At 74.2% G+C, this 20134-nt stretch carries 15 protein-coding genes; 10 read left to right on the forward strand and 5 right to left on the reverse strand.

Annotation, left to right across the window (positions count from 1 at the left end; translation table 11 throughout):
- The first annotated feature begins 496 nt into the window (after positions 1–496).
- The 7 genes from BJ983_RS14180 to BJ983_RS14210 all read left to right on the forward strand — a co-directional run bounded on the left by BJ983_RS14180 (position 497) and on the right by BJ983_RS14210 (position 11003).
- Entirely contained in the window at positions 497–2572 is a 2076-nt protein-coding gene (locus tag BJ983_RS14180; protein WP_218891144.1) for an alpha-1,4-glucan--maltose-1-phosphate maltosyltransferase, read from the forward strand.
- A 140-nt stretch (positions 2573–2712) separates the two neighbouring features.
- Positions 2713–3192: an FxsA family protein gene (locus BJ983_RS14185; protein WP_179794365.1), complete on the forward strand. Its 480-nt coding sequence runs from the start codon at positions 2713–2715 to the stop codon at positions 3190–3192.
- Between the two features lie 68 nt (positions 3193–3260).
- Positions 3261–5033: a maltose alpha-D-glucosyltransferase gene (gene treS / locus BJ983_RS14190; protein WP_179794366.1), complete on the forward strand. Its 1773-nt coding sequence runs from the start codon at positions 3261–3263 to the stop codon at positions 5031–5033.
- The gene (locus BJ983_RS14195) at positions 5033–6466 is read left to right on the forward strand and encodes a maltokinase N-terminal cap-like domain-containing protein (protein ID WP_179794367.1); all 1434 of its coding nucleotides are present in this window, start codon (positions 5033–5035) and stop codon (positions 6464–6466) included. The genes treS and BJ983_RS14195 overlap by 1 nt, the downstream gene beginning before the upstream one ends.
- A 100-nt stretch (positions 6467–6566) precedes the next feature.
- On the forward strand, positions 6567–8831 hold the full coding sequence (gene glgB, locus BJ983_RS14200; protein WP_179794368.1) for a 1,4-alpha-glucan branching protein GlgB: 2265 nt from the start codon (positions 6567–6569) through the stop codon (positions 8829–8831).
- Between the two features lie 134 nt (positions 8832–8965).
- The gene (locus BJ983_RS14205; RefSeq protein ID WP_179794369.1) at positions 8966–10318 is read left to right on the forward strand and encodes a neutral zinc metallopeptidase; all 1353 of its coding nucleotides are present in this window, start codon (positions 8966–8968) and stop codon (positions 10316–10318) included.
- Between the two features lie 7 nt (positions 10319–10325).
- On the forward strand, positions 10326–11003 hold the full coding sequence (locus BJ983_RS14210; RefSeq protein WP_179794370.1) for a YoaK family protein: 678 nt from the start codon (positions 10326–10328) through the stop codon (positions 11001–11003).
- Here the strand turns inward: BJ983_RS14210 and BJ983_RS14215 are convergent.
- Entirely contained in the window at positions 11000–11947 is a 948-nt protein-coding gene (locus BJ983_RS14215) for a tetratricopeptide repeat protein (protein WP_179797826.1), read from the reverse strand. The two genes, BJ983_RS14210 and BJ983_RS14215, sit on opposite strands and share 4 nt — an antisense overlap.
- A gap of 57 nt (positions 11948–12004) precedes the next feature.
- Positions 12005–12310, reverse strand: coding sequence for an MTH1187 family thiamine-binding protein (locus tag BJ983_RS14220; protein ID WP_179794371.1), 306 nt, complete (start codon positions 12308–12310; stop codon positions 12005–12007).
- 29 nt (positions 12311–12339) lie between these two features.
- On the opposite strand from BJ983_RS14220, the gene BJ983_RS14225 reads away from it, so the two are divergent.
- The gene (locus BJ983_RS14225) at positions 12340–12843 is read left to right on the forward strand and encodes a MarR family winged helix-turn-helix transcriptional regulator (RefSeq protein ID WP_179794372.1); all 504 of its coding nucleotides are present in this window, start codon (positions 12340–12342) and stop codon (positions 12841–12843) included.
- Between the two features lie 33 nt (positions 12844–12876).
- Here the strand turns inward: BJ983_RS14225 and BJ983_RS14230 are convergent, their stop codons facing one another.
- The 3 genes from BJ983_RS14230 to BJ983_RS14240 are packed head-to-tail and all read right to left on the reverse strand — an operon-like array spanning position 12877 to position 18685.
- Entirely contained in the window at positions 12877–16287 is a 3411-nt protein-coding gene (locus BJ983_RS14230; protein ID WP_218890278.1) for an ATP-binding cassette domain-containing protein, read from the reverse strand.
- Positions 16284–17273, reverse strand: coding sequence for a cytochrome d ubiquinol oxidase subunit II (gene cydB, locus BJ983_RS14235; protein ID WP_179794373.1), 990 nt, complete (start codon positions 17271–17273; stop codon positions 16284–16286). The genes BJ983_RS14230 and cydB overlap by 4 nt, the downstream gene beginning before the upstream one ends.
- On the reverse strand, positions 17273–18685 hold the full coding sequence (locus BJ983_RS14240) for a cytochrome ubiquinol oxidase subunit I (RefSeq protein WP_179794374.1): 1413 nt from the start codon (positions 18683–18685) through the stop codon (positions 17273–17275). The genes cydB and BJ983_RS14240 overlap by 1 nt, the downstream gene beginning before the upstream one ends.
- A gap of 101 nt (positions 18686–18786) precedes the next feature.
- On the opposite strand from BJ983_RS14240, the gene BJ983_RS14245 reads away from it, so the two are divergent.
- On the forward strand, positions 18787–19158 hold the full coding sequence (locus BJ983_RS14245; RefSeq protein ID WP_179794375.1) for a BlaI/MecI/CopY family transcriptional regulator: 372 nt from the start codon (positions 18787–18789) through the stop codon (positions 19156–19158).
- A gap of 47 nt (positions 19159–19205) precedes the next feature.
- Positions 19206–20126, forward strand: coding sequence for a M56 family metallopeptidase (locus BJ983_RS14250; protein ID WP_179794376.1), 921 nt, complete (start codon positions 19206–19208; stop codon positions 20124–20126).
- Positions 20127–20134 lie beyond the last annotated feature (8 nt).

The following is a 20134-nucleotide window of genomic DNA, read 5'->3' on the forward strand; positions in this document are numbered from 1 at the left end:
GTGGACCCCCGCCGAGCCCGAGGGTCACGCCACGCAGGCTCCGGCCGCTGCGGACCTGCCTGAGGTGAACCTCGCGAAGTCCGGGAGCACGACGCCCGGCGAGCCCGCCGCCGAGGGTCACGCCACGCAGGCCCCGGCCGCTGCGGACCTGCCCGACGTGAACCTCGCGAAGTCCGGCGCCGGCAGCCCCGACGCCGAGGGACACACCACGCAGGCTCCGGCCGCTGCGGACCTGCCTGAGGTGGACCTCGCGGACACCGACGGCACCACCCCTGCCGTCGGGACCACCTCCGACGAGGACACGCCCGCCGCCGAGGAGCCCGAGGTCGCCTCGCCGACCGCCGCCGAGACCGACGCGCCGGCCCCCGCGATCGCCCCGGCCGGCACGGTCGCCGCCGCGCTCGCGCAGACGGACCCCGACCCCGCGCCGGCCCCCACCCGCACCACCGGGACCACCGACCTCGCCGCCGAGCGGGCCCGCCTCGCGCAGGGCCGGCTGGGGATCGACGAGGTCACCCCCGAGGTGTCGGGCGGGCGGTTCCCGTCGAAGGCCGTCGTCGGGGAGGTCGTGCCCGTCAGCGCGTCGGTCTGGCGCGAGGGGCACGACGCCATCGCCGCCACCCTGGTCTGGCAGCGCTGCGCCGACGTGGACCACGCCGACGCGGAGGCGGTCGCGACCGCGCCCGTCGTCGGGCACGAGCGCACCGCCCGCATGGTCAGCACGGGCAAGGACACCGACCGGGCCGCCGCGAGCCTCGTGGCCGACGCCGAGGGCCTGTGGCGCTTCCGGGTCGACGCCTGGAGCGACCCGTGGGCCACCTGGCGGCACGCGGTCGAGGTGAAGGTCGCGGCCGGTCAGGGGCCGGGCGAGCTCGCGAACGACCTGGAGAACGGCGCCCGGATCCTGGAGCGCGGTGCCGCGCAGATCGAGGACCGCAGCACGGCCGACGAGGTCGCCCACCAGCCCGCCACCGAGGCGACCACGCCGCTGGAGATGCCGCCGTCGTTCACGTTCGCCACCCAGCTGCGCGAGGCCGCCGCGTCCCTCCGCGACGTCGAGCGCCCGCTCGTCGAGCGGCTGGCGAAGGCGCTGTCCGAGCCGGTGCAGCACACGATGACCGAGCGTCCGGTACGCGAGCTCATCACGCGCGGCGCCGACCACCACGTGCTCGTCGAGCGCCCCCGGGCCCTCGACGGCGCCTGGTACGAGTTCTTCCCGCGCTCGACCGGCGGGTGGGACGCGGACGGCAGGCCGGTGCACGGCACGTTCCGCACGGCGCAGCGCGAGCTGGAACGGGCCGCCGCCATGGGCTTCGACGTCGTCTACCTGCCGCCGATCCACCCGATCGGCCACGTGAACCGCAAGGGCCCGAACAACACGCTGACCCCGGGCCCGGACGACGTCGGGTCCCCGTGGGCGATCGGCTCGGTCGAGGGCGGGCACGACGCGGTGCACCCGCAGCTCGGCACGATCGACGACTTCGACGCGTTCGTCGCCCGTGCCCACGAGCTCGGCCTCGAGGTCGCCCTCGACTTCGCGCTGCAGTGCGCGCCCGACCACCCCTGGGCGGCGACCCACCCGGAGTGGTTCACGGTGCGCCCCGACGGGACCATCGCCTACGCCGAGAACCCGCCGAAGAAGTACCAGGACATCTACCCCGTCAACTTCGACACCGACCCGGCCGGCATCTACGCCGAGTCGCTGCGGGTCGTCCTGTACTGGCTCTCGCACGGCGTGCGCGTGTTCCGCGTGGACAACCCGCACACCAAGCCGGCCGACTTCTGGTCCTGGCTGATCGCCAAGGTGCACGAGGTCGACCCGGGCGTGGTGTTCCTCGCCGAGGCGTTCACCCGCCCCGCGCGACTCTTCGGGCTCGCGAAGGCCGGGTTCAGCCAGTCCTACACGTACTTCACGTGGCGGACCGGCCGCGACGAGCTGCGCGAGTTCTTCGAGATGCACCGCGACCGCATCGACGAGGCCCGCCCGAACTGCTTCGTCAACACCCCGGACATCCTCCACGAGTCGCTGCAGACCGGCGGGCCCGGCATGTTCGCGATCCGGGCCACGCTGGCCGCGATGCTGGCGCCGAGCTGGGGCGTCTACGCGGGCTTCGAGCTGTTCGAGTGGCAGCCGGTCAAGGCCGGCAGCGAGGAGTACCTGGACTCGGAGAAGTACCAGCTCCGGCCCCGGGACTTCGACCGTGCGCTCGCGGAGGGCCGCAGCCTGCAGCCGTGGATCACGCGGCTCAACGAGATCCGCCGTGCCCACCCGGCGGTGCGCCAGCTGCGGACCCTGCGCTTCCACGACACCGACAACGAGGCGCTGCTGGCCTGGTCCAAGACCGACCCGGTCACCGGCGACACCGTGATCGGCGTCGTCAACCTCAACCCGTTCGGCGCCGAGGAGGGCACGCTGCACCTCGACATGGCGGCGCTGGGCCTCGACCCGTTCGCCCGCTTCGGGGCGTACGACGAGGTCAGCGGGCAGGTCTTCGACTGGGGCCAGGCGAACTTCGTCCGCCTCGAGCCGTGGCGCGACGTCGCGCACGTGGTCTCGGTGCAGAAGCGGTAGCCCTCAGCAGCACTCGAACGGCACTCCCGCGCCCGTGGGGAGTGCCGTTCGTCCGTTTCCCGGGCCTTCCCGACGCCGGGTCCGGGCACTTTCCGGACACCCCGCGCGTTGGAGGAGGTGACAAGACCCCGGAGGTTGCCGTGCCACTCCTGCTCGCGTTCCTGGCCTACGTCGCCGTGGAGATCTGGGTCCTGGTCCTGGTGGGCCAGGCCGTCGGGTTCCTCGGCCTGCTGGGCCTGCTGCTCCTCTCCGCCGTGGTCGGCGCCTGGGCCCTCAGGCACGAGGGGCGGCGCTCGATCACCGAGCTCGGCCGGGCCGTGCAGAACCGGCGCCCGGCCGAGGCGCAGGTCGCCGACGGCATGTACGTCGCGCTCGCGGGGGTGCTCCTCGTGGTGCCCGGCATCCTGTCCACCGTCGCGGCCCTGGTGCTGCTCGTGCCGCCGGTGCGCCGCGCCCTCGCCCGCCGGGCGGCCGACCGCGCCGTCCGGGCCGGGAGCGCCCGGATGACCCCCTCCGTCGTCGTGATCGGCGGTTCGGTGCCCCCCACCCGCCCGAACGCGGGACCGGGCGCCCCGATCGTCATCGAGGGCGCCCCGGCCGACCCCGAGCGCGAGCGCTGAGTCGAAGGACACGACGAACGCCCTCCGGTGCGGCGCGGGGGCGGGTCCGACCACTACCGTGGCGCGCGATGAACGAGGGGACTCCGAGCGCGCCCACCAGCACCCATGTCGCCGAACCGGGACACGAGGTCGTCGAACCGAACGCCGAGGACTTCCGCCGCGCGCGCCAGCTCCCGGTCGAGGACGACTGGTACAAGCGGGCCGTCTTCTACGAGGTCCTGGTCCGGGCGTTCTCCGACTCGAACCGCGACGGCTTCGGCGACCTGCGCGGGCTGACCGACCGGCTGGACTACCTCGCGTGGCTCGGCGTCGACTGCCTGTGGCTGCCGCCGTTCTACGACTCCCCGCTGCGCGACGGCGGGTACGACATCCGCGACTACCGCAAGGTGCTGCCGGAGTTCGGCACCGTCGAGGACTTCGTCGAGTTCGTCGACCAGGCGCACGCCCGCGGCATCCGCGTGATCACCGACCTCGTCATGAACCACACCTCCGACCAGCACGTGTGGTTCCAGGAGTCGCGTCGCGACCCCGAGGGCCCGTTCGGCGACTTCTACGTCTGGTCCGACGACGGGTCCGAGTACGCCGACGCCCGCATCATCTTCGTCGACACCGAGTCCTCGAACTGGACCTACGACTCGGTCCGCGGGCAGTTCTACTGGCACCGGTTCTTCTCCCACCAGCCGGACCTGAACTTCGACAACCCGGCCGTGTGCGAGGCGATGATCGACGCGCTGCGCTTCTGGCTGGACCTCGGGATCGACGGGTTCCGCCTCGACGCCGTGCCCTACCTCTTCGAGCGCGAGGGCACCAACGGCGAGAACCTCCCGGAGACCCACCAGTTCCTCAAGCGCTGCCGGAAGGTCATCGACGACGAGTACCCGGGCCGCATCCTGCTCGCCGAGGCCAACCAGTGGCCCGCCGACGTCGTGGAGTACTACGGCGACCCCGAGGCCGGCGGGGACGAGTGCCACATGGCGTTCCACTTCCCGCTCATGCCGCGCATCTTCATGGCCGTCCGGCGCGAGTCCCGGTTCCCGATCTCGGAGATCCTGGCGCAGACCCCGGAGATCCCCGAGAGCGCGCAGTGGGGCATCTTCCTGCGCAACCACGACGAGCTGACCCTCGAGATGGTCACCGACGACGAGCGCGACTACATGTACGCGGAGTACGCCAAGGACCCGCGGATGAAGGCCAACATCGGCATCCGCCGCCGGCTGGCCCCGCTGCTCGACAACGACCGCAACCAGCTCGAGCTGTTCACCGCGTTGCTGCTCTCCCTGCCGGGTAGCCCCGTCATCTACTACGGGGACGAGATCGGCATGGGCGACAACATCTGGCTGGGCGACCGCGACGGGGTCCGCAGTCCGATGCAGTGGACGCCGGACCGCAACGCCGGGTTCTCCGCGTGCGACCCGGGCCGGCTCAACCTGCCGATCGTGATGGACCCGGTGTACGGCTACCAGGCCGTGAACGTGGAGGCGCAGTCGAACTCCAGCGCCAGCCTGCTGCACTGGAACCGGAGGATGATCGAGATCCGCCGCCAGCACACGGCGTTCGGACTCGGCGACTTCCACGAGCTCGGGGGCTCCAACTCCTCGGTGCTGAGCTACGTCCGTCAGAGCGTCGACAAGGACGGCCACCGCGACGTCGTGCTGTGCGTCAACAACATGTCCCGATTCCCGCAACCCGTGGAGCTCGATTTGATCGCCTGGAAGGACTGGACGCTCACCGAGTTGACCGGAGGCGTCCCCTTCCCAGCGATCGGTGAGCTGCCCTACCTGCTCACGCTGCCAGGGCACGGCTTCTACTGGTTCTCGATCCAGCCCGCGCAGGAGCGGTGATGAGCGCACCGACCCTCGACGCCCTGCTCCCCGCCCTCACCGACTGGCTGCCCGGCCAGCGCTGGTTCGCCGCGAAGGACCGGACCGTCGCCGAGGTGCGCCTCGTCGGCCACCAGGAGGTCACCCCCGCGGACGCCGTCCCCGCCGTCGCGCACGCCGTGATCGCGGTGTCGTTCACCGACGGACCGGAGGACCGGTTCCAGCTGCTGCTGGGCTCGCGTCCCGACGTGTCCGGCGACCTCGAGCACGCGGTGATCGGCCGCGTGGGCGACCGCGTGGTCTACGACGGCCTCGCCGACGGCGAGATCAGCCGGCTGCTGCTCTCGATGATCGTCTCCGACACCGCGGTCGGGTCGCTGCGCTTCGTGCCCGAGCCCGGCACCGAGGCGCCCATCGTGGGGCCCGGACGCCCGCTGCTCGGTGAGCAGTCCAACTCGTCGGTGATCTACGGCGAGCGCGCGATCATGAAGCTCTTCCGACGCGCGACGCCGGGTCTCAACCCCGACCTCGAGCTGCACCGGGCGCTGCGCCGCGAGAACTCCGGCGAGGTCGCGCCGCTGCTGGGCGCGATCGAGGGCGAGATCGTTCCCGACGACGGGGGCGCCCCGGTGCCGATGACCGTCGCGATGCTCCAGGTCTACGCCGCGAACTCCGCCGACGGCTGGTCGATGGCCCTGACGAGCGTGCGGGACCTGCTCGCCGAGGGGGATCTGCGCCCCGACGAGGTCGGCGGCGACTTCGCGGGCGAGGCGCACCGGCTCGGGAAGACCATCGGGATGGTGCACCGCGAGCTGGCGCGGGCCCTGGGCAGCGAGCGGCTCGGTGCCGACGGCGTGTCCGCGGTCGCCGACTGGATGCTCGAGCGCCTGGACGCCGCGGCCGGCGCCGTCGAGGCCGTGGCCGCCCGGCGCGACGACATCGCGCGCGTGCTGGAGGGCGTCCGCGCGGCCGACGACGGGGGTCTGGTCGTGCAGCGCGTGCACGGCGACCTGCACCTCGGCCAGACGCTGCGCACCCCGCGCGGCTGGCTCGCGATCGACTTCGAGGGCGAGCCGTCGCGTCCGCTGGACGACCGGGTCCGCCCGGACTCCCCGCTGCGCGACGTGGCGGCGATGCTGCGCTCGTTCGACTACGCGGCCTTCCACCAGCTCGCCGAGTGGGAGACCGGTGCCGAGGCCCCGGCCTACCTGCAGCGGCGCGCCCAGGAGTGGGCCGATCGCAACCGCTCGGCGTTCTGCGACGGCTACGCCGAGATCGCCGGCGCCGACCCGCGTGAGCACCTCGCCGTGCTGCGCGCCTACGAGCTCGACAAGGCCGTGTACGAGGTCCTGTACGAGACCCGCAACCGGCCGAACTGGCTGACCATCCCGCTGCGGTCGATGGCCCGGCTCGTGGGCGACCCCGACCCCGCGCGAGGGGCCCCGGACCACTAGAACGCCCGGATCCTCCCCTCACGGTGGTCGCGGGTTGAGCCCGCGCCCACCGCGGGTAGGAGAACCGGACCCGATCCCGATCCCGGAGTGCGCACCACCGATGACCCGCCCCACGCCGACGTCCGGCCCGCTGCCCGTCACGCCCGGAGAACTGGACGTGCACCTGCTCGTCGAGGGCTCGCACCGCGACCCGCACAGCGTGCTCGGGCCGCACCGCCGTCCGGCGAACCCCGGCACCGTCGTGGTCCGCACCCTGGCCCCCGGCGCCGACGAGGTCGACGTCGTGGTCGAGCAGGGCCCGACGGCGGGCCGCTACCCGCTGAGCCCCGTCGACACCTCCGGGCTCTTCGCCGGCCCGGTGCCAGGGCCGCTGCCCCACTACCGGCTCGCGATCCGCACCACCGACGAGTCCGGCGGCGACACCCACGGCGAGGGCCACGAGCGCATCGTCGAGGACCCGTACCGCTTCTCCCCCGTCCTCGGCCCGGTCGACCTGCACCTCATCGGCGAGGGTCGCCACGAGCGGCTCTGGGAGGCCCTCGGGGCGCACTTCCGCCGCTGGCCGACCCCGTCGGGCCCGGTCGAGGGCACGTCGTTCACCGTGTGGGCCCCCAACGCCCGCGGGGTGCGGGTCGTCGGTGACTGGGACCCCGAGCACGGCAGCTGGGACGGCGTCGCCACCCCGATGCGGGCCCTCGGATCCGGGGTGTGGGAGCTCTTCCTGCCCGGCGTCGGGCTCGGCACCCGCTACGGCTTCCGCATCCTCACCCCCGCCGGTGTGTGGCTCGACAAGGCCGACCCGATGGCGTTCGCCGCGGACCTGCCGCCGACCCCCGCGTCGGTGGTCACCGCCTCGACCCACACCTGGGCCGACGAGGCCTGGATGACCCGTCGTCGGGAATCCAAGGCCCACGCCGAGCCGATGAGCGTCTACGAGCTCCACGCCGGGTCGTGGCGGCAGGGCCTGACCTACGCCGAGCTGGCCGACGAGCTCGTCGACTACCTCACCGAGCGCGGGTTCACCCACGTCGAGCTGCTGCCGGTGGCCGAGCACCCGTTCGGCGGGTCGTGGGGCTACCAGGTCTCGTCCTACTACGCGCCCTCGAGCCGCTTCGGCACCCCCGACGACTTCCGCACCTTCGTCGACACGATGCACCGCGCCGGCATCGGCGTGATCGTCGACTGGGTGCCCGCGCACTTCCCGCGCGACGAGTGGGCGCTCGCCCACTTCGACGGGACGCCCTGCTACGAGCACGGCGACCCGCGCCGCGGCGAGCAGCTCGACTGGGGCACGCTCGTGTTCGACTTCGGGCGCTCCCAGGTCCGCAACTTCCTCGTCGCGAACGCGCTGTACTGGCTCGAGGAGTTCCACGTCGACGGCCTGCGCGTGGACGCGGTCGCCTCGATGCTCTACCTGGACTACTCGCGCTCGGAGTGGACGCCCAACAAGTACGGCGGCCGCGAGAACCTCGAGGCGGTGTCGTTCCTCCAGGAGTTCAACGCCACCGTCTACAAGCACCACCCCGGCGTCGTGACGATCGCCGAGGAGTCCACCGCCTGGCCCGGCGTCACCCGCCCCACCCACCTCGGCGGCCTCGGGTTCGGCATGAAGTGGAACATGGGTTGGATGCACGACACGCTCGACTACGTCATGCGTGACCCGGTGCACCGCGGCTACCACCACAACCAGATGACGTTCTCGCTGACCTACGCCTGGTCGGAGAACTACGTGCTGCCCTTCAGCCACGACGAGGTGGTGCACGGCAAGGGCTCGCTGTGGACCCGCATGCCCGACATGGGTCGCGGTGACCACGGCAAGGCCGCCGGGCTGCGCGCGCTGCTGGCCTACATGTGGGCCCACCCGGGCAAGCAGCTGCTGTTCATGGGGCAGGAGTTCGGGCAGGTCCGGGAGTGGTCCGAGGAGCGCTCGCTGGACTGGGAGCTGTTCGACGACCCGCTGCACGCCGGGATCGCCCGCCTCGTCACCGACCTCAACGCGGCCTACCGGGCCCACCCGGCGCTGTACGCGGGCGACACCGACCCGGCGGGCTTCTCCTGGATCGACGCGAACGACGCGGCCGGCAACGTCTTCTCGTTCGTGCGCCACGACCCGACCGGCGGCCCGGACGTGGTGTGCGTGGCGAACTTCGCCGGGCTCGTGCACGACCGCTACCGCGTCGGGATGCCGAAGGCCGGCCGCTGGCGCGAGGTGGTCAACACCGACGCCGACGTCTACGGGGGCGACGGGGCCGGCAACTTCGGGTCGGTGTTCGCGGCGTCCGTACCGCAGCACGGGCGCCCGGCGTCGGCGGAGATGACGCTGCCGGCCTCCGGGATGCTCTGGCTGGTCCACGACGGCGCCTGAGCACCTCCCGGTGCCAGCAATGCCCTCTCGGCGTGCTCCTCCTGATTGCTTGCAGACCAGCGGCAGGAAAGGCGGCATCGTCGAATCGCCCCATTCCGCCCCCACGGCCGACCCGGCTCCCGCACACTGATCAGGTGCGGATCCGGGTCGTGCTCGCGGTGGTGGCGGTGCTCGCCGTCCTGCTCACGGCGGGGTGCGCCTCGGCGGTCGACGGGCGGGCGTTCGCCGGCCCGCAGGTCAGCGCCGGCCTCGACCCGCAGTTCGTCCGCGACAACGACGGGTCGGACGACGACCGGCTCGCCGCCGCCGTCCTGCGCGACCTCGAGGGCTGGTGGGGCGAGCAGTTCCCGCGCGTCGCGGACGGGCAGCGCTTCGAGCCGCCGAAGGGCTACTTCTCGGTCGACTCGTCGCGGCCCGGGCCGCCCCCGCCCTGCACGGAGTCCACCGACGAGGTCGAGGGCAACGCCTTCTACTGCCCGCGGGCCGACGTCATCGCCTACGACCGCGCGGCCCTGATCCCCGTGCTGCGCGAGGAGTTCGGGGACTCGGCGGTCGTCGTCGTCCTCGCCCACGAGTTCGGGCACGCCGTCCAGCAGCGCCTGGAGGACACCGTCGCCACCAGCGCGAGCCTCGGCTCCGGGGCCCCGACGATCCTGTCCGAGGGCCAGGCGGACTGCTACGCCGGCTCGTTCCTGCGCGCGGTGCACGACGGCGACACCTCCGACCTGCGTACCGGCGACGCCGGGATCGACGCCGCGATGAGCGCGCTGATCACCTTCCGCGACCCGGTGGGCACCGACGCCCGCGACGACCGGGCGCACGGCAACGCGTTCGACCGCGTGTCCTCCTTCCAGGACGGCTACGCCGACGGCGCCGGCTCCTGCGCGCAGATGACGCTGACCAACCGCTCGTTCACCCAGCAGGCGTTCGCGTCCCTGTCCGACGCGCAGAGCGGGGGGAACCTGCCGCTGCCCGACCTGCTGCGCGCCATGGGCACCGACCTCGACCGGTTCTTCGGCGCGCTGGTGAAGGCCAAGGGCGGGCAGTGGACGGCGCCCACGATCCGCCAGGGGCAGGACGCCTGCGGGCAGGGCGCGGTCGGGCTGTGCGACGGCGGCGTGGTCCAGGCCGACGAGGCGCTGGACGGGATCCACGACGGGCTCGGCGACTACGCCAGCGGCACCCTGCTCGCCTCCCGCTACGCGCTCGCCGCGCTGGCCGCCACCGGCCGCCCGACGACGGGTCCCGCCGCAGGCCGCACGGCGCTCTGCCTGGCCGGGGCCTACACCGCCGACGTCGGCGCCCCGGGCTCGGACTTCAGCCTCTCCCCCGGCGACCTCGACGAGGCCGTCAACCTCCTGCGTCGCAGTGACGACGCCGCGACCGCCACCGACGGGACGGTCGCCGACACCACGGCGTACGCGCGGATCGCCGACTTCCGGCAGGGGGTCGACGGCGGCGCGGACCGCTGCCTCGCCCTACGCTGACCGGCCGATGGCCACGATCCGGCACCACCCCGAGGCGATCGGGGTCGGGCTCCTGCTCAGCGCCGTCGGTGGCTACCTCGACGCCTACACCTACGTCGGGTACGGCGGGGTGTTCGCGAACGCGCAGACCGGCAACGTGGTGCTGCTGGCGATCGGGCTGATCCGCGGCGAGTTCGCCGAGGCGCTGCGCCACGTGCCCCCGCTGCTGTCGTTCCTGGTGGGGCTCGGTGTGGCGGAGTCGCTGGCCCGCCCGTGGGCGCGCCGCACCCTGCGGCGGCCGGCACGGGTGGTCCTCGGGACCGAGGCGCTGGTCCTGGCGCTCGTCGCCCTGATCGCCCTGCCGAACACGGTGGTCACCGTCGCGGTCGCGTTCGTCGCCGCCCTGCAGGTCTCGACGTTCAAGAAGGTGGGCGACGTCCCCTACAACGCGACCGTCACCACCGGGAACCTGCGCAGCCTCGTCGCCGAGTTCGCGAACTGGTGGGCCGACCGCGTGTCCGGCGCCCGCCGACGGTTCGGCGTGCTCGCCGGGATCGTGCTGTCGTTCGCCGGCGGGGCCGCCGTCGGCGCCGCCCTCACCCTGACGACGGGCCGCTTCGCCGGGCTCCTCCCGGCGGTCGCGGTGCTGGTGGCGCTGACCGCGATCGCCGTGGAGACCCGTCGTCGGGAGAGGGAGGAGCGCTAGTAGAGCGCGCGGGCGAGGGCGCGGCGGGCCGTGGTGACCCGCGGGTCGTCCGGGGCGAAGAGCTCGAAGAGCGACACCAGGTGCTCGCGGGCCGCGTCGCGGTCCTCGGCGGCGGTGCGCTGCACGGTCTTCACGAGACGGTCGAACGCGGCCTCGACCTGCCCGCCGGCGAGTTCGGCGTCGGCGGCCGCCTTCTGCGCGGCGACGTCGTCGGGGCTGGCGTCGGCCGCGGCGATCGCGGACGGGTCGGCCGACTCCGCGCGGGCCATGAACCGCACCTGGGCGAGCGCGGCCTGGGCCTCGGCGTTGGCGGGCTCGACGGCGAGGATCTGCTCGTAGGCGGCGACCGCGGCGTCGTAGTCACCGCGCTCGAGGGCGTCCTCGGCGGCGACGAACCGCGGGTCCTCCGGCTCGGGCTCCGGCTCGGCCGCCCCCGTCGCCGGGCCGCGGGCCTCGGCCTCCGCGATGCCGGGCATCCGGTCGCGCAGCGCGTCGAGGATCTGCGCGATCCAGCCGCGCAGCTGCTCCTCGGGCTGCACACCGGAGAACGACGTGACGGGCTGCTGCGCGACGACGACGTGGACCGTCGGGATCGACTGCACCTGGAACATCTGGGCGATGCGCGGGTTCGCGTCGACGTCGACCTTGGCGAGGATCCAGGACCCGTTGCCCTCGGCGGCGAGCTTCTCCAGCGTCGGCGAGAGCTGCTTGCAGGGCTGGCACCACTCGGCCCAGAGGTCCACGACGACGGGGACCGTCATCGACCGCTCGAGCACCTCGTCCTGGAAGGTGTCCTCGGTGACGTCGACGACGAAGGAGCCGGCGGCGGGAGCCGGGGCCTGTCCCGGGTCCGGCGGCGGGGTGGGGGTCGCGGGCCGGGCCTGCTGCGTGGAGCGCTGCTCCGCGCGGGCCTTCAGCCCGGACAGGTCGACGGCCCCGGCCATGGCCGAGGACAGGGCTGCCGCCTGCGCGGCCTGACGGGGATCGGGGCGTGCCACGCGTCAATCCTGCCAGCTCGACAGACGCTCCTCGACCCGTGCCACCTTCGCGTCCATCTGACCGGTCCAGCCCGGCCGGATGTCGGCCTTCAGCACGAGCGACACGCGGCTGCCGTAGCGGCCCGCGGCCTCGGTCGCCCGCTTCACCACGTCCATCACCTCGTCCCACTCCCCCTCGAGCGAGGTGAACATCGACGAGGTCTCGTGCGGCAGCCCGGACTCGCGGACCACGCGCACGGCGGCGGCCACGGCCTCGCTCACCGAATCGGACTCCCCGCCACTGGGGGCGACACTGAAGGCGACGATCATCCGACCATTGTCCTGCTAGATTCCCGCCGATGCCCGCGTCCGACCCGTTGCCGTTCGACCCCATCGAGCGGGCCGCCGACATCTGGGCGAGCAAGATCGGCGACGCCACCACGATGGCCGCCACCACCAGCGTCTTCCGGGTCCAGCAGATCCTGCAGCAGGCCGTCGACGCCGCGCTGCGCCCGCACGAGCTGACGTTCGCCCGCTACGAGGCGCTCGTGCTCCTGACCTTCTCCCGGCACGGCGCCCTGCCGATGAGCCTCATGGGTCAGCGGCTGCAGCTGCACCCCACGTCGATCACCAACATCGTCGACCGCCTCGAGGGCGCCGCGCTGGTCCGGCGCACGCCGCACCCGACCGACAAGCGCACCACCCTCGTCGAGATCACCGACGCCGGCCGGGCGCGCTGCGAGGAGGCGACGGCGGCCGTGAACGCCGTGGACTTCGGCCTGGTCGGGCTCGGCGCCGACGAGGCCCGGACCCTCTTCGGGCTGCTCGCCCGGGTCCGGCACGCCGCCGGCGACTTCGGCTGATCCTCCCTCTTCCCTTCCCGACGCCGGGTCGGGTCAGCTCGCGACGAGCGCCCCGCTCCGGAGCTCCCCGTCGACGAGCTCCAGCACCGTGTCCATCCGGTCCAGGCCCTCCGGTCGGTGGGTGAGCAGCAGGACGGTGTGGTCCCCGGCGAGCAGGTCCGCCATCAGCGCCTGCGCCGTCGCGACGTCGAGCCCCTCGGTCGGCTCGTCGAGGAGCCACACGCCCGGCCCCGCCAGCACGAGCCGGGCCGCCGCGAGCCGACGCCGCTCCCCGCCCGAGATGCTCCCGGGGCCGATGACGGTGTCCAGCCCGTCGCCGAGCGTCGCGACCCACCCGTCGAGGTGCACCCGGCGCAGCGCGGCGTGGAGGCGCTCGTCGTCGGCGTCCGGGGCGGCGAGCAGCAGGTTCCGGCGCACGGAGGTGGTGAAGACGTGGTCGTGGTCGCCGAGCAGCCCGATCCGCCGTCGCACCTCGTCGCCCGGCAGGTCGCGGACGTCGACCCCGTCGATCGTCACACGTCCCGACGCCGGGTCGAGGAACTTCAGCAGCACCGCCGCCAGCGTCGACTTCCCCGAGCCCGACACCCCCGTCACGCCGACCCGCGCGCCGGGCGGCAGGTCGAGGTCGACGTCCCGCAGCGCCTGCCGGGCACCCCACCCCGCGGTGAGGCCGTGCACGGTGACCGCCGCGGGCGTCGCGTGGCCCTGCGTCGATGGCTCCTCCGACGCATCCAGTGCCACAGATCGGCCACCGACGCCCCGGCCGTCGTCACCCCGACCGTCGTCACCGGTCGACCGTGGCGACCTGCTGACCTCCGACGTCAGCGGTGGCACACGGCTGACATCCGGGACGCCGAGGCGCTCGACCGAGCGTGGCGACCTGCTGACGTCCGACGTCAGCGGTGGCACACAGCTGTCATCAGCCGGGTCCGCCGCGGGCGGCGGCACGGACGCGAGCACCTCGGTCCGGGCGCGGGCCTGACGTCCCCGCACCAGGGCCCGGGCGGCCCCGGGCAGGGCGAGCACGGTGCCGGCGAGGGCGGTCGGCAGCAGGACGACGATCCCGACCAGCTCCGGCGACGCCTCGAGCGACACCGCGGCGAGGGCGGCGCCGACCGTCGTGACGCCGAGCGCCAGGTGGGCGACCCCGTCGAGCAGGCCCTCGTGCACCGCGGCCCGACGCCGGGCCCGGTCCAGGTCGGCCGCGCGGGCCCGTGGGACGGCGAGCACGTCGTCGCGGTCGCGCACGACCAGTTCCTCCCGGGCGGCGAGGGTCTCGACGACGGCGGCCCGGAGGCGGTCCCCGGCCCGGTCGAGCACCGGACCGTCGCGGCGCGCCAGGCCGGCCGCCAGCAGGGGCACCGCCACGCCCGCGACGCCGAGGCCCACCACGAGAGCGGGCAGGGTCGCGGGCACCGCGAGCCAGGCGACGAGCAGCACGACCGGGAGCACCAGCGCGGCGACCAGCACCGGCTGCCGTCCGCGCACGAGACCGTCGAGCCGGACGTCGACGTCGTCGACCGCCCGGGCCAGCAGGTCACCCCGTCGGCCGGCGACCGCGCCCGGCACCCGGTCGACGAGCACCGCGACGAGGGCCCGGCGCCACCCGGCGACGCGGGCGAGGGCGTCGTCGTGGGTCACGAGCCGCTCCAGGTAGCGCAGCAGCGGGCGCAGGACGGCCGTCCCGCGCACGATCACCACCGCGATCGACAGCGTCAGCACCGGCGGTCGCGCGTCGGCCCGCACGATCAACCACGTCGACGCCGCCGTCAGGACCAGCCCGGCGAGCACGGACCCGGCGCCCAGCGCGACCCCACCCGCCGTCCGGAACCCGCGGCGAGAACCCGCCCCCGAAGCGTGAGGGGAACCCTCGAGCGCTCTTGTGGCACCAGGGTTCCCCTCACGCGGGACGGGGGGACCGCTGGGACGCGCCAGCGTCACGACCCGGTCGGCCGCAGCGAGGGCAGCCGGCCGGTGCGCGACCAGCAGCACCGCCGCGCCCCGGGCGGCGGCCGCCCGCAGCAGGTCGAGCACCCGGGCCTCGGTGGCGGCGTCGAGATGGGCGGTCGGCTCGTCGAGCAGCACCGTCTGGCGTGGGTCGGCCTCGAGCGCCACGAGCACCCGGGCGAGCGCGAGCCGCTCCCGCTGGCCGGCCGACACCGAGCCGCCCTCCTCGGCCAGCGACGCGTCGACGTCGAACGGCAGGTCCAGGGCGTCCAGCACGGACCGGTCAGACGACCCCAGGGCCTCGCCGACCGTCCGCGCGTGCGGGAGCGTCGGGCGCTGCGGCAGGTACTGCACCGGTCCGCCGACCGCCACGGTGCCCTCGTCCGCCCGGATCGCGCCCGCCAGCACGCGGAGCAGCGTCGTCTTCCCGGCGCCCGACTCGCCGGCCAGCGCCACGACCTCCCCGGGCGCCACCTCGAGCGAGTCCAACACCAACGCGTCCGCCCGCCGCTGCGGGTAGCGGACGCGGACGGCGGAGGCGCGGACGCCCGCTGCGCCCGGCCGATCGCCCGGACCACGGGCGGCACTCACGAGCCCGGAGGGCACCTGCGCGTCGTGGAACCGTGACCCGACCTCCCGGATCGGCCGGTACGCCTCGGGCGCCAGCAGGATCGCGACGAGCGCGGGCGCCAGACCGAGCGAACCGTCCACCACGCGCAGCCCGGCCGACACCGCGACCAGCCCGACCGACACCGTCGCCACGAGGTCCAGCGCCGTCGTCGACAGGAACGCGACCCGCAGCACGGACGCGGTCGCACGCCGATGCGCCTCCCCGGTCCGCGCCACCTCGTCGACCTGACGGCGGGCGCGCCCGAACAGGCGCAGGGTCGCGAGCCCGGTGACGACGTCGAGCACGTGCCCCGACAGCCGCTCCCCGGCGGCCCACTGCGCGGCCGCACGCTTCTCGGTGACCCAGCCGATCAACGCCGCGAACACCGGCAGCAACGGCAGCGTGACCAGCACGATCACCGCCGAGGTCCGGTCCGCGAGGAACAGCCCGACGAGCACCAGCGGCGGCAGCACCGCCGCCAGCACGAGCGCCGGGAGGTAGGAGGTGAACCAGGCGCGCAGGTCGTCGACGCCCCCGGCGGCGAGTTCCCGACGACGGGTCGCGCCCGGGTCGCCCCGCTCGGCGTCGACGTCGCGGGCGTCGAGGAGCCGCTCGCGCTGCGGTTCCACCACCCGCGTCGCGGTCCCGGCGGCCACCCACGGCGACACCGCCGCCACCAGCGCCCGCACCAGCACCGCCCCGACCAGCCACGCGATCTCGGTGGTCGGGCGCCCCCCACCGACCAACGACGCGACGAGCAGCCCGGCCGCGACCAGCGCGACCGCGTCCGCCACCGCACCGGCCACGCCCAGCACCACCTGCGCCGCCACCCCGGGCAGCGCCGGCCGCGCCAGGCGCAGCAGCCGGGGGTCGACCGGCCCGCTCACGCCGTCACCCGCTCACTGGCCACCCGCCGCCGGAACACCCAGTACGAGAACGCCTGGTACGCGATCACCCCGGGCAGGATCAGCACCGCGCCGACCGTGATCACCGTCAGCGCGTACGGCGAGGCGGCCGCCCCGGAGATCGTCAACGACGACGCCGGGTCGAGCGTGGAGGGCAGCACGACCGGCACGTGCGCGGTGAAGGCCGCCACCACGGCGCCGACCACGCCGAGCGTCGCCGCGGCGAACGCGGTGCCCTCGTACCGCCACGCGGCGGCGACGGCCGCGGCCAGGGCGAGCAGCGCGACGACCCCGGCGAACAGGGCCGCCAGGCCGCCCACGACCACCGCGACGCCGGCGGCGACCACGCCGGCCGCCACCGCCGACCCGACCGCCACCCGCCGCGCCCGTACCCGGACCGGCCCGGTGGTGCGCAGGCCCAGGAACGTCGCGCCCTGCACCAGCGCGGCGAGGACGCCGAGCACCGCACCCGCGAGCGCCGGTCCCGAGACCAACGGCGCCAGCGACCGCTCGAGACCGGTCCCGACGACGGCGCCGGTCGGGTCGAGCGCGAGCCCCGTCATCGCGACGGCGACGACCGCGCCGAACAGACCCGCCGTCAGGAAGGAGGAGACCGCGAGCGCGACCTCGCAGCGCCGCCGCCAGACCGGGGTGTCGACCTTGCCGCGGAACTCGATCGCGACGCCGCGGGCGGCGAGGGCCAGCAGCACCAGCACCATCGGCAGGTAGAGCCCGGAGAGGAGCGCGGCGTACCAGTCGGGGAAGGCCGCGAAGGTGACGCCGATCGCGGCGACCAGCCAGACCTCGTTGCCGTCCCACACCGGGCCGACGGTGCGGATCGCCGCACCGCGCTCGTGGTCGTCCCGCCCGAGGGCCGGGGCGAGCATCCCGACCCCGAAGTCGAAGCCCTCGAGCGCGAAGAACAGCACCCAGCACAGGACCGCGAGGGCGAACCAGAGGATCTCCATCAGTAGCTCATCTCCAGCACGGGCTCGGGCTTCTCCTGCGGTCCCGACGACGGGTGCAGCGGCGCGGGCTCCAGCCGCGAGACGTGCAGCACGAGGCGGACCCAGACGACCGCGAGGACGCCGTAGACCAGGGCGAACCCGGCGAGCGAGGCCACCAGCTCGACGGGGGTGAGGGTGGGTGAGACGCCGTCACGGGTCTGGAAGAGGCCGAACACGAGCCAGGGCTGGCGGGCGGTCTCGGTGAACAGCCAGCCGAAGGTCGCGGCGGCGGTGGGCAGGACGGGCAGGGTCCACAGGAAGCGCAGCAGCCAGCGGTCGGCGAACCACGCGGGCGTGAACTCGCGGCCGCGGCGGGTGCGCCAGAGGACGTAGGCGGCCACCGCGGCGGCGACCATCCCGAGCCCGATCATCAGCCGGAACGTCCAGTAGGCGACCGGGATCCAGGGGGTGTAGTCCCCGGGGCCGAACTGCAGCTCGTACTGCCGCTGCAGGTCGTCGATGCCCCGCACGGTGGCGGTCGGGTCGCCGGTGGCGAGGAAGCTCAGCAGCCAGGGGACGTCGAGCGACCACGGCTCCTGCCAGCCGGGGAGCTGGAAGGCGAACAGGCTGAACGGGGCGTGCGAGGTGGTCTCGTAGAGCGCCTCCGCGGCGGCCATCTTCATCGGCTGCACCTCGGTCATCACCTTGCCCAGCAGGTCGCCGGTGAGGCTGACCGCGGCGCCGCCGACCAGGGTGGTCCAGGCGCCGACCCGGGCGAGGAGCCGCCAGGTCGGGCCCTGCGCGGCGTCGTCCCGGCGCCGCCACAGACCGATCGCCATCAGCAGTGCGCCGCCCGCCATGAAGGCCCCCGCGATGGTGTGCGGGAAGGAGGCGACGACGACGGGGTTGGTCAGCAGCGCGGTGAAGCTGCCGAGCACGGCGCGCCCGGTCGCCGGGTCGATCGTCGCGCCGACCGGGTGCTGCATGAACGCGTTGGCCGCGAGGATCACGTACGCCGAGATGAGGGTGCCGACGGCGACCACCCAGATCGTCGCGAGGTGCAGCCCGGGGCGGAGCCGGTCGCGGCCGAACCACCACAGGCCCAGGAACGTGGCCTCGAGGAAGAACGCGAGCATGCCCTCGATCGCGAGCGTGGGGCCGAAGACGTCGCCGTAGTACTGCGCGAACGCCGACCACGAGAGTCCGAACTGGAACTCCTGGACGAGGCCGGTCACCACCCCGACGGCGAAGGTCGCCATCAGCAGCTTCCCGGCCAACATGGTGGCCCGCGAGTACCGCTCGTCCCTGGTGCGCCACCACATCGTCTGCAGGCCCGCCGTCAACGCCGAGAGCGAGATCGACAGCGGGACGAACAGGTAGTGGTAGACGGTGACGACGGCGAACTGCAGGCGTGAGAGCTCCAGTGCGGTCACGACCCGACCTCCTGTCGACTACGACGCTTCGTAGTACCTACGACCGACGGTAGTACGACAGGTGTCGTTGATACATCGTGTCGCTGGGTACACTCCTTCGCGTGGCCCTCGGAGAGCTCGAACGCGCGGTCATGGCGCAGCTGTGGTCGGCCGAGGAGCCGCTCACGGTCCGCGACGTGCACGATCGACTGGAGCGGGAGCTCGCCTACACCACCGTGATGACCGTCCTGGGCCGGCTGGCCAAGAAAGGGCTGGTCAGGCAGGAACGGGACGGCAAGGCCTATCGCTACGCGGCCGCGTCGAGCCGCGAGCAGATGGCCGCGGAGCTGATGCTCGACGCGCTCGGGGACGTCGGGGAGGACCGCACGGCCGCGCTCGTCGCCTTCGTCGACCGGGTCGGCCCCGAGGAGGCCGAGGCGTTGCGCCGCGCGCTCGACACGCCGCCGAGCGGCACGCCGCGCCCGGCCGGCTGATCACCCGAGTCGTGAGAACCGCCACCCACGCGCCACACTGACGTCCCATGGCGTCGGTGTGGCTGACGGGGATCGCCCTCGTCCTCGCCGGGCCCGTGCCCGCCCTGCTGGCCCGGGCCCGCTGGACCCGGTCCGTGCCCCGCGCGGCGATCGTGCTCTGGCAGTCGGTGGCCGTCGCGGCGGTGCTGGCCGCCGTCGGGAGCGCCCTCGCCGCGCCGGAGGCCCTGCTGCGCGTGTTCCTCCACCCGGAGGAGCGCACCGGGGTGGCCCTCGCGGTCGCGGTGGGGGCGGCGGCGGTGCTCGCCGGCCTCATCGTGGTGCGCCTCGTGGTGGTGCTGGTCCTGCTCGCCGTGCGCACCCGGGTCCGCCGGGCGCGCCACCGCGACATGGTGGACCTGCTCGCGCGCGCCGACCGGGGTGACGCCGTCGGCGCGCTGCGGGCCGGCACCGTGCGGGTGCTCGACGGCGCCGTGCCGTTCGCCTACTGCGTGCCCGGGCGGGTCGGCCGGGAGGGCCGGGTGGTGCTGACCGGCGCGGCCCTCGACACGCTCTGCCCGAACGAGCTCCGCGCCGTGATCGCCCACGAACAGGCCCACCTCGACGCCCGCCACGATCTCGTGCGGGAGGGCTTCACCGCGCTGCACAAGGCCTTCCCCGTGATCGTGCGCAGCCGCGAGGCCCGCGACACGGTGGCCCTGCTGCTCGAGATGCTCGCCGACGACGCGGGCCGGCGCCGGCACGGCGACGCCGCGATGGCGGGCGCGCTCGACGCGTTCGCCTCCACCGGACGGGCGGGCTACGGCACCGACGTGGTGGAGCGCCTCGAACGCATCCGCTCCCACGTCCGCGGCGGACGCGCACTCGCCGTCGGGACCTACCTCGCGGCCGTGGCGCTCGTCGTCGTCCCCACGATCACCATCGTCGTCCCCTGGCTCGCCGACGCCCTGCCCGTCGTCGGCATCCGCTGAGCTCCGCC

Source organism: Actinomycetospora corticicola (assembly GCF_013409505.1).
GTDB lineage: Bacteria > Actinomycetota > Actinomycetes > Mycobacteriales > Pseudonocardiaceae > Actinomycetospora > Actinomycetospora corticicola.